The organism is Pseudomonas sp. IPO3774, from assembly GCF_013386835.1.
Classification (GTDB): domain Bacteria; phylum Pseudomonadota; class Gammaproteobacteria; order Pseudomonadales; family Pseudomonadaceae; genus Aquipseudomonas.
The window spans coordinates 43470-56422 of the sequence record NZ_JACAQY010000021.1 but is presented as its reverse complement, the minus strand read 5'-3'; the positions used below and the strand labels follow the sequence as shown (position 1 = coordinate 56422).

Below are 12953 nucleotides of genomic sequence, written 5' to 3'. Positions count from 1 at the left end.
GACGGAAATGCCTGTAAGCAAAGTAGCAAATCTGACGCCGCCAGGGGCGGCGCCTGATTTTTGATCCGCTTATTTCAAGGCGGCGAAGGCGCGTTCGGCAGCATCGAGGGTCAGTTTCAGCTCGGCATCGCCATGGGCGATCGAGGTGAAGCCGGCCTCAAAGGCGCTCGGTGCCAGGTACACGCCCCCTTCCAGCATCAGGTGGAAGAAGCGCTTGAACAGGTCGGCATCGCTGCCCATCACATCGTCGAAGGTGACGATGTCGTCGGCGCCGCTGAAGTACAGGCCGAACATGCCGCCCGCCTGGGTGGTCACGAACGGAATGCCGGCGGCATCGGCGCGCTGTTGCAGGCCGTCCAGCAGGCGAGTGGTGTAGTCGGTCAGCTCGGCGTGGAAGCCCGGGCGGCTGATCAGGCGCAGGGTGGTCAGGCCGGCGGCCATGGCCAGCGGGTTACCCGACAGGGTGCCTGCCTGGTACACCGGGCCCAGCGGCGCGATGTGTTGCATGATTTCGCGCTTGCCGCCGAAGCAGCCCACCGGCATGCCGCCGCCGATGATCTTGCCGAAGGTGCTCAGGTCCGGCGTGACGCCGTAGTAAGCCTGGGCGCCGCCGAGGGCAACGCGGAAGCCGGTCATCACTTCATCAAAAATCAGCACCACGCCGTGCTTGTCGCACTGTTCCCGCAGGCCTTCCAGGAAGCCCGGCGCCGGCGGCACGCAGTTCATGTTGCCGGCCACCGGCTCGACGATGATGCACGCCACTTCCTGGCCGACTTCGCTGAGCATCTGCTCGACGGCAGCGATGTCGTTGAACGGCAGGGTCAGGGTGTGTTTGGCGAACGCGGCCGGCACCCCGGCGGAGCTCGGTACGCCCTGAGTCAGCGCACCGGAACCGGCCTTGACCAGCAGGCTGTCGGAGTGGCCGTGGTAGCAGCCTTCGAACTTGATGATGCTGTCGCGGCCGGTAAACCCACGGGCCAGGCGAATCGCGCTCATGGTGGCTTCGGTGCCGGAGCTGACCATCCGCACCATCTCCATGGAGGGCACGATGGAGCACACCAGGTCAGCCATCTCGGTTTCCATGGCGGTCGGTGCGCCATAGGACAGGCCGTGTTGCAGCTGCTGGCGCACCGCGTCCAGTACTTCCGGATGGCTGTGGCCGAGGATCATCGGGCCCCACGAACCCACGTAGTCGACGTAGCGCTTGTCATCTTCGTCGGTGACGTAGGCGCCTTCGGCATGCTTGAAGAACAGTGGGGTTCCGCCAACGCTCTTGAACGCTCGCACGGGAGAGTTCACACCGCCGGGGATGTGTTTCTGGGCATTGGCAAACAGGGTTTCGGAACGGGACATGGTCGTGTTCTCTGAATTCAAGATTTTAGAAGATCGTTGAAAGCGCGGGCGCGGCGCGTGACTTCCTGGGTGCTGTCGGCACCAAACAGGCCGTGGACCACTGCCAGCAAGTCGGCACCGTGGGCCACCAGCGGCTCGGCGTTTTCCAGGGTGATGCCGCCGATCACGCAGATCGGCAGGTGCAACCGCGTGCGGGCCTGGGCCAGCAGTTCAACGGTGGCTGCCGGCGCGCCGGGCTTGGTGTTGGAATTGAAGAAGCGGCCGAAGGCGACATAACTGGCACCTTCGCGGGCAGCCTGCTCGGCCAGTTCGATCTGGCTGTGGCAGGTGGAGCCGATGATCGCCTTGGAACCGAGCAGCGCACGGGCCGGGGTCAGCGGGCCGTCGGTCTGGCCCAGGTGCACGCCGACGCCGAGGCGTGCGGCCAGTTCGGCGTCATCGTTGATGATCAGTTGGGTCTTGTAGCGCGAGCACAGCTCCCGCAGTTTTTCGGCTTCCCGCAGGCGGCGCGCTTCGTCGCTGCTTTTATCGCGGTATTGCAGCAGGGTCACGCCACCGTCCAACGCCGCTTCGACGTAGGCCAGGAACTTGCCGGCCAACAGTTGGCTGTCGGTAATGGCATAAAGGCCACGTAGTTTCATCGGGCAGGCCTCTTGGTGTTACGAGCAGAAATCCAACGGCAGACGACGAGGCACGAATTGCCCCTGGCCGAGTTGTTCAGCGTCACGCAGGGTGCGCCAAGTGTAGTTGAGGGCCGATTGCACCGCGCTGACCAACCCTTCGCCTTGTGCCAACCGACCGGCCAGCGCGCTGGCCAGGGTGCAGCCCGAACCGTGGTAGCTGCCGGGCAGGCGCTGGCAGGTAAAGGTCTGGTGCGTGCCGTCGCGGCTGTAGAGGCGGTTGTGCACTTCGTGCTCGTCGCCATGGCCGCCGGTGATCAGCAGGTGCTTGATGAACGGCAGCAGTTTCGCTGCGCATTCGTCCGCCGTGCCCTCGGGCAATTCGGCGAGGATGCGTGCTTCAGGCAGGTTGGGGGTGGCGATCATCGACAGCGGCAACAGCCGCTCGCGCATGGCGTAGCCGACCTCGTCCTTGCCCAGGCTGCCGCCGCCGCCGGCGCGCAGCACCGGGTCGCAGACCACCGGCAAATGCGGGTGCGCCTTGAGCAGTTCGACCACGGTGTCGACCATCTCCAGGGAACCGAGCATGCCCAGTTTCACCGCGGCCACTTCGGAGTCACCGAGCACGGCGTTGGCCTGGGCCAGCACCCACTCGCGATCCAGCACGCGGAAATCGCTGACGTTGACGGTGTTCTGCACAGTCAGCGCGGTGACGGCCGGGGCCGCATGACAGCCCTGGGCGAGCAGGGCTTCGATATCTGCCTGCAAGCCGGCGCCACCACTGGGATCATGGCCGGAGAGACAGAGGACAACGGGGCGAGAGCTGTAGATATTCATGGTGCGCGAGCTTACCACCAAACGCTTTTTGGGTGGCTGTCGGGCGATGGTTGAATTTTTAGCGGAGGGGAAGGTGGAAGTGGCTGTTTGCTATCATCGTGAAATACAGGTCAAATGCCCTGTAATGCCCGCTCTAGAGCCTTTCAAAAAATTATTTCAATGGTGTCTTTTGGCCTGTAATGGCTATGCTAGAGTGGATTCAAACCAATAACTGTATCGCCGGTTTACGTCTGCTCAAAAGGAATGGAGGCTTTTGACATAACCGGACAGGTCACGCTGGGGCTCTATGCGCTATTTGCTGATGTTACTGTTGACCGGGCTGCCGATGCTGGCCGGCGCAGTCGAGTTCAACGAGACCACCACGCGGTTGCCCCTGGGCCAAGTGATGCAAGTCCTTGAGGACCCCAGTGGCGCCCTGACCATTGGCGATATCAGCTCGCCGGTCCTCGCCAGTCGTTTCAAGACCCACGACAAAGCCACATTGAATGCCGGCTATTCGCGCTCGGTGTTCTGGCTCAAGGTCGATTTGCATTACCGTGCACAGCGCCCGGATGCCCCGCGCCGCTGGCTGCTGGAACTGGCTTACCCGCCGTTGAACCAACTGGAGCTGTACGAGCCTGACAGTGTCGGCAACTATCGACTGGTGTCGCGCACCGGCAGCATCCTGCCGTTTTCCAGCCGCGAAATCCGCCAGAGCAACTACCTGTTCAAGCTCGACTTCGTCCCTGGCCAGCAGGAAACCCTGTACCTGCGCCTGCAAAGCCAGGGCTCGATCCAGGCACCGCTGACCCTCTGGTCCACCACCGCGTACCTCGAAGAACAGCCATTGCGCCTGTACGTGCTGGGTGTGATCTACGGCGTGTTGCTCGGCATGCTGATCTACAACCTGTTCATCTACCTGAGCGTGCGCGACACCAGCTACCTCTATTACATCCTCTATATCGCCTCGTTCGGCCTGTATCAGCTGTCGGTGAACGGTGTGGCCGTGCAGTATTTCTGGCCGAATAACCCGTGGTGGGCGAACGCGGCGGTGCCCTTCCTGATCGGTTCGGCGGCGCTGTTCGGCAGCCTCTTTGCCCGCAGTTTCCTGCACACCGCGCTTTACAGTCGCTGGATCAACCGGCTGTTGCTGGCCCTGGCGGTCAGCGGCGGGGTGGTGATGGTGCTGGCATTGTTCACCAGTTATGCGCTGGCGCTACGCCTGGCCACCGCCCTGGCGCTGGTCTTTACCGTGACCATCTTCGTCGCGGCCATCAAGGCCTGGTATTGCGGCCAGCGCATGGCGCGCTACTTCATCATCGCCTGGACCGCGTTCCTGCTGGGCGGTGTAGTCAATACGATGATGGTGCTGGGCTACCTGCCCAATGTGTTCCTCACGATGTACGCCAGCCAGATCGGCTCGGCACTGGAAGTGGCCTTGCTGTCCCTGGCGCTGGCCGACCGGATCAATTCGATGCGCGAGCAACAGGCGCAAATCCTGTTCGACGCCAGCCAGAAACTCGAAGTGCTCAACACGCAACTGGCCCACAGCAACCAGCTCAAGGATGAATTCCTCGCCACCTTGACCCACGAGCTGCGCACGCCGATGAACGGTGTGATCGGCTCCCTGGAATTGATGCAGACCGAGCCGCTGCCAGGCGACCTCGCGCAGTACCATCAAACCGCCTCCGGTGCGGCCCGCGAGATGATGCGCATGGTCAACGGCATCCTCACCCTCACCGAATTGCAGGCCGGGCGCCTCAGCCCGCAACCCCAAGTGTTCAGCCTGCGTGGGCTGCTCGACACCTTGCGCCAGCAGTTCGCGGCCAGCGCCCAGAACAAAGGGTTGGCGTTCTCCATTGATCTGGCAGAAGACCTGCCGGACCGCATCAACGGTGATCCCGGCAAGCTGGCGCAGTGCCTGGATTGCCTGTTGGACAATGCCTTCAAGTTCACCCACGAGGGCTCGGTGCGTGTGCGGGTGGTCGGTGTGCCCCAGGCGGACGGAACGCTGCGCCTGACCTTCATTGTCACTGACACCGGCATCGGCTTCGCCTACCTCGATGAGGCGACCCTGTATCAGCGCTTCTTCCAGCTCGATGGCTCGACCACTCGTCAATACGGCGGCATGGGCATCGGCCTGGCGATCTGCCGGCAATTGATCGAGTTGCTCGGTGGGCGCCTCACCCACAATTCCGAGCCGCGGCGCGGCAGTCGCTTCCAGCTGGAACTTGCAGTCAGCCCCGTCCAGCCAGAACCGGCTGCCGTGCGGCGAGTACCGCAGGCGCAACGCACGCCGCAGGAGTGCACGGTGCTGCTGGTGGACGACAACAGCGTGGCGCAACTGGTGGTGCGCGGCATGTTGCTCAAGCTCGGTTATCGGGTGAAAACCGTCGACAATGGGCCGGCCGCCCTGGCGTTGCTGCAGAGCCAAACCTTCGACGCAGTGTTGCTGGATGTGCCCGAGGGCGGCTTTTCGCTGTGCTGCCAGATCCGTGCGTTGCCCGGCTGTGGTGAGCTGCCGGTGATCGCCTTGAGCACCTCGTTACAAGCCCCGGAACGCGAGCGCTGCCACGGCGTGGGTATCACCGACCGAGTGGCCAAGCCGGTACGTTTCGAGGCCCTGCAACGGGTGCTGCAACTGCGGTTGTTGCATATGGTTGAGGGTGAAAGCGCCGCCAATTAGGCGTTTATGCCACTTTTTTAACCCGGGTGACGGTGCTTAACTGAAATTCAGGCCTCAATGAACGTGGCCTTTTTTCAGGAGGCCTGTCATGAACCTGCACCAGTTCGCCGAAACCCACGACGTCACCAACCAGCCACCGTCCCTGGACGGCACCAACCTGTACCGTATCGACTTGCCGCTGCAAGACTGGTCCCGGCGCTTCGGCGCCGGCTGGGCCGAGCAGCGCATCGACACCTATGGTGCGCTGGCGGGCGGGCCGCTGATGGAAGCCGGGTTCCTGGCCAACCAGAACAAACCGGTGTTCAACAGCCATGACCGGTTTGGCCATCGCATCGACCTGGTGGAGTTTCATCCGGCCTACCACGAGCTGATGCGCACCGCCGTCGAACACGGCCTGCCGTCGTTGCCGTGGGCCCATCCGCAATCCGGCGCCCATGTGGCCCGCGCGGCGATGACCTACCTGCACAGCCAGGCCGAAGCCGGCACCGGCTGCCCGCTGACCATGACGTTCGCCTGCGTCCCGGCCCTGCGCCTGCAGCCAGACCTGGCTGAAACCTGGCTGCCGAAAATCCTCGCCACCGAATACGACCCGCGCAACGTCGGCATCGCCCACAAGGCCGGCGCCACCATCGGCATGGCCATGACCGAGAAACAGGGTGGCACCGACGTGCGCGCCAACACCACCCGCGCTTACCCGGTGGGCGCTGGCGGTCCGGGCCAGGCGTATGAGCTGGTGGGGCACAAGTGGTTCTGCTCCGCGCCGATGTGCGATGGCTTCCTCACCCTGGCCCAGACCGACAAGGGCCTGACCTGTTTCCTGCTGCCCCGGCACCGCCCGGATGACACCCGCAACGAGTTCTACATCCAGCGCCTGAAAAACAAGCTCGGCAACTGCTCCAACGCTTCCAGCGAAGTGGAGTTTCGTGGCGCGCTGGCCTGGATGATCGGCGAAGAAGGGCGCGGCGTACCGACCATCATCGAGATGGTGGCGATGACCCGCTTCGATTGCATGGTCGGCTCCAGCGCCCTGATGCGCCAGGCGCTGACCCAGGCCAGCCATCATTGCGCTCACCGCCTGGTAGGTGGCCGGGTGCTCAGCGAGCAACCGTTGATGCAGAACGTACTGGCCGACCTGGCCCTGGAAAGCGAGGCGTCCCTGGCCTTGAGCATGCGCATGGGGCGCGCGCTGGACCATCTGGATAACGAACAGGAAGCCAAATTCGCCCGGCTGGTGACGGCGGTGGGCAAGTACTGGATCTGCAAGCGCGCGCCCGCGATGATCAACGAAGCCGCCGAGTGCATGGGCGGTGCGGGGTATGTCGAGGACAGTATCCTGCCGCGCTTGTACCGTGAGGCGCCGGTCAACTCGACGTGGGAAGGTTCCGGCAATGTGCAGTGCCTGGATGTGCTGCGGGCCCTGTCCAAAGAACCGGGAGTATTGGAGGCGCTGTTTGTCGAGCTGGGGGATGGTCATGGTCACAAGCACCTGGCGCGGCATATCGAGCAGTTGAAGTCGGCGTTCATGGACACCCAGGACATCCAATACCGTGCCCGGCAATTGACCGAGGACATCGCGGTGGCGTTGCAGGCCAAGCTGCTGCTGGAGGCGGGCAATGCCAGTGTGAGTGATGGCTTTATCGCCAGCCGACTGGGTGAGTCGTCGGGCCGGGTCTATGGCACCTTGCCGCGCGGTGTGAATGTGGAAGCGATTGTCGCGCGCTCGACACCTCCTTTTTCCTGAACAAACACGGTCAAAATGTGGGAGCGGGCTTGCTCGCGAAGGCGGTGGATCAGCCAATACATGTGCTGACTGACCTACCGCTTTCGCGAGCAAGTCGAATCGTCGCACCGCCGCTCCCACATTATTGATCGCATTCCAATTCCGGTGTTCCAGTGCGCCAGGGATACAGGCAAGATGAAGGCCTGCAAGTCAGAACACAGGATGCTTACCGTGACCGAAGCTTTTGTTGTCGTTCAAACCGCCGAAGAAGCCGTGGATCGGCTGGCGGCTCTCCATGAGCGTGCTACCGGCGCGCTCAATCAAGCCCTCAAGCGCTACCTCAAAGACCGCGTCGAACCCGACGCTGAACAACGTGCGATGTTTCGCTACCCGGAACTGCGCCTGACCTACCTGGTGCAGGGCGAAGTCCCACAGACCACCCGGGCGTATGCCAAGGTTCAGTTGCCGGGGACCTACAGCGTCACCGTCACCCATCCGTCGGCCTTCCGCAAATACCTGCTGGAGCAACTGGTGCCGTTGATGCACGACTTCACCGTGACGGTGGAAGTGGGCGTCAGCCAGCAGAACATTCCCTACCCGTACGTGGTGGAGCAGGGTGACGAACTGGCCGGCTCCGGTGTGACTGCCGCCACGCTGGCGCGGGTATTCCCGAGTACCGACCTGTCTGCCGCCACCGATGGCATCGCCGACGGGCTGTACGACTGGGAAAACACCGACCCGCTGCCATTGGCATTGTTCGATGCCGCCCGCGTCGACTTCTCCCTGCGCCGCCTGGTGCACTACACCGGCAGCGACTGGCGCCATGTGCAGCCGTGGATTTTGCTGACCAACTACCACCGCTACGTTGACCAGTTCATCGTGCATGGCCTGGAACAGTTGCGCAGCGACCCGCGCTTTATCCGCATGGTGCTGCCGGGCAATGTGATCATCGACAAGAGCATGGACCACGGCGAAGCGTCTGCCATCGCCGCCGGCGTGGTCTGGCACCGCTACCAGATGCCGGCCTACCACTTGCAAGCCAGCGACGGCCATGGTGTGACCCTGGTGAACATCGGCGTCGGCCCGTCCAATGCCAAGAACATCACCGACCACCTCGCCGTATTGCGTCCGCATTGCTGGCTGATGATTGGTCACTGCGGCGGGCTGCGCCAATCCCAGACCATCGGTGACTACGTGCTGGCTCACGCCTACATGCGTCGCGACGGGATTCTCGACCGGGTAGTGCCGCCGAACATTCCGATCCCGGCCCTGGCCGAAGTGCAGATGGCCTTGCAGCAAGCCGCGGCCAACGTCACCGGCGAGAAAGGCGAAGAGCTGAAAAAGCGCCTGCGCACCGGCACCGTGCTGACCTACGACGACCGCAACTGGGAGCTGCGCTGGGCCCAGGAACGTCCGCTGATCAACCTGTCCCGCGCCGTGGCCGTGGACATGGAAAGCGGCACCATCGCCGCCCAGGGCTACCGCCTGCGGGTGCCGTACGGCACGTTGCTGTGTGTGTCGGATAAACCGCTGCACAGCGAGATCAAGCTGCCGGGATCGGCCAACGCGTTCTATGAGCGTGCGGTCAGCCAGCACTTGAAGATCGGCATCGAGGCGGTGGATCTGTTGCGCACCGAACTCAACTCGCTGCACTCGCGCAAACTGCGCAGCTTCGACGAGCCGCCGTTCCGCTAAACGGTTGGGATGGTTATTTAACGGTCAGGCCACTAGCATTGTCGGTCCTGACCGTTAGATGTTCCTTTGCCATGTCCCGTCCTGCCCGTCCTGTTTCCCGCCGCCCCGGTGTGAAAAGTCCGCAAACCTCGTCAGCCCCGCGTCGTGTCGCCAAGGCGCCACCGGCCGATCCCAAGTTGATCCTGTTCAATAAACCCTTCGATGTGCTGACCCAATTCAGCGATGAAGGCGGGCGGGCGACCCTCAAGGATTTCATCGACATCCCCGGCATTTACCCGGCCGGGCGCCTGGACCGTGACAGTGAAGGCCTGTTGCTGCTGACCAACGACGGCCAATTGCAGGCGCGCATCGCGGACCCCAAGCACAAGTTGGCGAAAACCTATTGGGTGCAGGTGGAAGGCGAACCGACCGAGGAACAGCTGCAACGCCTGCGCGACGGTGTGGAGCTCAACGACGGCATGACCCTGCCCGCCGAAGCCCGGCAACTGGACGAGCCACAACTGTGGCCACGTAACCCGCCGGTGCGGTTTCGCAAGAGCGTGCCGACCCATTGGCTGGAGCTGGTGATTCGTGAAGGGCGTAACCGCCAGGTGCGGCGCATGACGGCGGCGGTGGGGTTGCCGACGTTGCGTCTGGTGCGGGTGCGGATTGGTGACTGGTCAATCGACGGCCTGGACCAAGGCCAATGGAAAGAAGTGCCGGCGCGCTTATAAGGCGCCGGACTCGATCAGGCCGATCACCACGCTCTTGATGATGAACGCGGCAACGCCCAGGCCCAGCACGAAGAACAGGATCATCGAGCCAAAGCGCCCGGCCTTGGATTTCTTCGCCAGGTCCCAGACGATAAAGCCCATGAAAATGATCAGGATGCTGACCAGGCCGGTCATCATCCATTCTTCAAACACGGCGGGATCAATCGAGTTCATCGGGTCGTTTCCGGCTGGGGCAGGGCGCCGATTATACGCCAGGGCAATCGGCGCGACATTGACCTGCGTCGGTCTGCCGCAGACTTACCACCCTGCGGGAACACAGTCAAAATGTGGGAGCGGGCTTGCTCGCGAATGCGGTGGATCAGTCAGCACATTCGGTGCCTGGCACACCGCATTCGCGAGCAAGCCCGCTCCCACATTTGTTCCGCGCTGGTCTTAAGTGCGCAGGTGGGTCAGCGGCAGCTCGGTGCTGTTGAGCACCTGGTTCAGCACAAAGCTTGAACGCACGCTGGTGACGCCTTCGATGCGGGTCAGGTGGCCCAGCAGCAACTTCTGGTAGTGATCCATGTCTGGCACCACCACTTTCAGCTGATAGTCGGCGTCCATCCCGGTCACCAGGCTGCATTCCAGCACTTGCGGCAAGGTGCGGATGGCCGCTTCGAAGTTCTCGAAACGTTCGGGGGTGTGTCGGTCCATGCCGATCAGCACGTAGGCTGTCAGACTCAGGCCGAGCATCTTGCGGTCGAGCAAGGCGACCTGGCGGGCGATGTAGCCGTCGTCTTCAAGTTGCTTGACCCGGCGTGAGCACGGCGAAGGCGACAGGCCGATGCGCTCGGCCAACTCCTGGTTGGAGATCCTCGCGTCGCGCTGCAATTCCGCCAAAATACTCAGGTCGTATCGGTCAAGTTTGCTCATGGGGCTGGCCTTTGTCGTAACTATTGCGGTGAATTATCTATCCAGGGTTAAAAATTGCGCAAGCACTGTTTATTGACGCAATCTTCGCAATCATCTGCCCGAGGCCGAGGCGTAGAGTTATCAACAGAATCACTGCCCGGACATACAGTCCACTGCAGCCCGCCAATAAGGCCGGCTGCGGCCGCCAACCCCACAGGGTTGCCCCGGCCCCCGGGCTGCACACTGTCCACAAGACGGCGTGAGGTGAGCCGACGTCAAAAGCGTTGAGCCAGGACGAAGTTCTCAAGGGGCGACCGACGGGTCGCCCCTTTTTATTGCCTGCGAAAATAGTTCTCGTGACTGATAACCTCTCGCAGAACCGGGCCCCGGTTTTCCAGTCTTACGTGTAGGCCCTAATCCGCAGTGAGGAATAGCATGAAGCGCATCTGGCGTTTGGCAGGTGTTGGTTTGCTGATGATGAGCGTTGGTGCGCAAGTGATGGCCGACGACCCGCCACGCCAGGAAGGCGGTGGTCAGCATGAAAGAGGCCCGGAAGGGCATCCAGGCAATAATCAGCCTCGGCCGCAGAACAACCAACCGCGACCACAAAATAGTCAACCGCGCCCTGTAGCCCCTCGGCCCGAGAACAATCAGCCGCGTCCGCAGAATCAGCATTTCGAAAACAATCAGCCACGGCCGCAGAACCAGAACATTGAGCGCCCGAACGGAGGTGGCCAGTGGCAAGGTCGCCCGCAAGGCAATCAACAGCAACCTCCGCACCCGGCGCCGCAGCCGGCCAATAACCTGCCGATCCAGGGTCGCCCGGACACCGTGCGCCAGACCCAGGAACCGCGTCCCGGCAATTACCAGGACATCCCGCGTCGCAACGACGGCAACCAGCATTGGCAGGCCGGCAATGGCGGCCAGGGTGGCCCGGGCCGGCCCGGCTTCAACGGGGGTAACGGCGGTGGCAATAACCACCCCAACGATCACCGCTGGCCAGGCCGCCCCGACGGGCACGGCAATGGCTGGGGGCCCGGCCCGCAATACCGTCCGGGTTATATCGTCGATCGCTTCCCCGACCGCAATTACCGCGTGCCGTATCGCGGGCAGGACTACTTCTTCTCGGGTGGCTACTGGTATCGCCCACAAGGCCCGCGCTATGTCGTCGTGACGCCGCCTTACGGGATTCGCGTGCAATACCTGCCCGACTACGCGCGGGAAGTGTGGGTGGGCAGTGCGCTGTTCTTCCTCGCCGCCGGTGCCTATTACACCTACGAAGAAAGCAGCCAGCAGTACGTTGTGGTGCAGCCGCCACCCGCCGCGCCAGCGCCGCAGCCCGTGCCCCAGGGCAATGGTTATGACGTGGTGGCTTACCCAGCCAACGGCCAGTCACCGGCGCAGGTCCAGCAGGATGGTTACGACTGCTATCGCTGGGCGGTGCAGCAAAGTGGCTTTGACCCAAGGACCGTCACCTACGCCCCCGACCCGGCCGTGGTGCAAACCTACCGCCAGGCCCAGGGCAACTGCCTGAGCAGTCGCGGGTATCAGGTGCAGTACTAGGCCTTCTCGCCCTTGACCACTTCCTGCGGGTCGGCGTGCACCAGCACTTCGGCTCGCGGGTAGGCGTTGTGGATGGCATCGGCGGCCTGGTCGCTGATGCCGTGGGCCACGGACAAACTCAATTCCCCCGGTAACTCCAGGTGCAGCTGCACGAACCAGTGGCTGCCGGAAATCCGCGTGCGCAGGTCATGGGCACCCAATACACCGGGCACGCTGCACGCCAGTTCGAGCATGTGCTGGCTGACATCCGGCGGCAGTTCCTCGTCCATCAGCACCGAAAAACTTTCCCGGGCGATCTGGATGGCGCTCCACAAAATGTAGGCCGCGATGCCCAGGCCGAACCAGGCGTCCACCTGATGAAAACCAAACGCCGCCAGCACCAGCGCCACCAGGATGCTGCCGTTGAGCATCATGTCTGAGCGATAGTGCAGCGAGTCGGCGCGGATGGCGTTGGAGCCGGTTTCGCGGATCACCCGGTATTGCAGGATCAGCAGCGCCGCCGTCAACGCCAGGGACAGAACGATCACGCCAATACTCAGCCATGGCGCGCCCACAGGTTCCGGATGCTGCAAACGCTGGAACGCCTGGAAGGCGATCAACACCGCACTGCCGGCGATGAACAACGCCTGGGCCATGCCCGACAGGGATTCCGCCTTGCCGTGGCCATACCGGTGATCGTCATCCGCCGGGCGCAACGCGTAGTGCACGGCCAGCAAGTTGAGCAGCGAGGTAACGCCGTCGAGCAGCGAGTCGGTCAGCCCGGCGAGCATGCTCACCGAGCCGCTGAGCCACCAGGCGATGGCCTTGGTCACAATCAGCACACAGGCCACGCCGACGGAAGCGCGGGTGGCCAGGCGCAACAGCCGGGCGTGTTCGGGACTGGTGGTCATGGGGCG

General features: G+C 63.0%; 11 protein-coding genes. 5 read left to right on the top strand and 6 right to left on the bottom strand.

What is annotated here, in order from left to right; translation table 11 throughout:
- Positions 1-69: 69 nt before the first annotated feature.
- The 3 genes from hemL to HYE77_RS14415 are packed head-to-tail and all read right to left on the bottom strand — an operon-like array spanning position 70 to position 2810.
- Complete coding sequence (hemL, locus tag HYE77_RS14425) at positions 70-1353, bottom strand: glutamate-1-semialdehyde 2,1-aminomutase (RefSeq protein ID WP_003215470.1); 1284 nt, start codon at positions 1351-1353, stop codon at positions 70-72.
- Between the two features lie 17 nt (positions 1354-1370).
- Positions 1371-1994, bottom strand: a complete 624-nt coding sequence (thiE, locus tag HYE77_RS14420; protein WP_003215472.1) for a thiamine phosphate synthase — start codon at positions 1992-1994, stop codon at positions 1371-1373.
- Positions 1995-2012: 18 nt separating this feature from the next.
- Positions 2013-2810: a hydroxymethylpyrimidine/phosphomethylpyrimidine kinase gene (locus tag HYE77_RS14415; protein ID WP_177008849.1), complete on the bottom strand. Its 798-nt coding sequence runs from the start codon at positions 2808-2810 to the stop codon at positions 2013-2015.
- 286 nt (positions 2811-3096) lie between these two features.
- On the opposite strand from HYE77_RS14415, the gene HYE77_RS14410 reads away from it, so the two are divergent.
- From HYE77_RS14410 to HYE77_RS14395, 4 genes are all read left to right on the top strand, one after another.
- On the top strand, positions 3097-5475 hold the full coding sequence (locus HYE77_RS14410; protein WP_008436587.1) for a hybrid sensor histidine kinase/response regulator: 2379 nt from the start codon (positions 3097-3099) through the stop codon (positions 5473-5475).
- Between the two features lie 88 nt (positions 5476-5563).
- Positions 5564-7216 (top strand): acyl-CoA dehydrogenase family protein, encoded by a 1653-nt coding sequence (locus HYE77_RS14405; RefSeq protein ID WP_102604765.1) that lies wholly within the window; start codon positions 5564-5566, stop codon positions 7214-7216.
- Positions 7217-7390: 174 nt separating this feature from the next.
- The gene (gene amn, locus HYE77_RS14400) at positions 7391-8890 is read left to right on the top strand and encodes an AMP nucleosidase (protein ID WP_172834544.1); all 1500 of its coding nucleotides are present in this window, start codon (positions 7391-7393) and stop codon (positions 8888-8890) included.
- A gap of 71 nt (positions 8891-8961) precedes the next feature.
- Complete coding sequence (locus HYE77_RS14395) at positions 8962-9603, top strand: pseudouridine synthase (RefSeq protein ID WP_003215483.1); 642 nt, start codon at positions 8962-8964, stop codon at positions 9601-9603.
- Here HYE77_RS14395 and HYE77_RS14390 read toward each other — a convergent pair.
- The gene (locus tag HYE77_RS14390) at positions 9598-9807 is read right to left on the bottom strand and encodes a DUF2788 domain-containing protein (RefSeq protein WP_026077819.1); all 210 of its coding nucleotides are present in this window, start codon (positions 9805-9807) and stop codon (positions 9598-9600) included. The two genes, HYE77_RS14395 and HYE77_RS14390, sit on opposite strands and share 6 nt — an antisense overlap.
- Positions 9808-10035: 228 nt before the next feature.
- Positions 10036-10515, bottom strand: a complete 480-nt coding sequence (locus HYE77_RS14385) for an Lrp/AsnC family transcriptional regulator (protein ID WP_003194418.1) — start codon at positions 10513-10515, stop codon at positions 10036-10038.
- Between the two features lie 414 nt (positions 10516-10929).
- Between HYE77_RS14385 and HYE77_RS14380 the strand changes: the two genes are divergently transcribed.
- Positions 10930-12057 (top strand): DUF6515 family protein, encoded by a 1128-nt coding sequence (locus HYE77_RS14380; protein WP_003215487.1) that lies wholly within the window; start codon positions 10930-10932, stop codon positions 12055-12057.
- On the opposite strand, the gene HYE77_RS14375 is transcribed toward HYE77_RS14380, so the two are convergent.
- Entirely contained in the window at positions 12054-12947 is an 894-nt protein-coding gene (locus HYE77_RS14375) for a cation diffusion facilitator family transporter (protein WP_003215490.1), read from the bottom strand. The two genes, HYE77_RS14380 and HYE77_RS14375, sit on opposite strands and share 4 nt — an antisense overlap.
- Positions 12948-12953 lie beyond the last annotated feature (6 nt).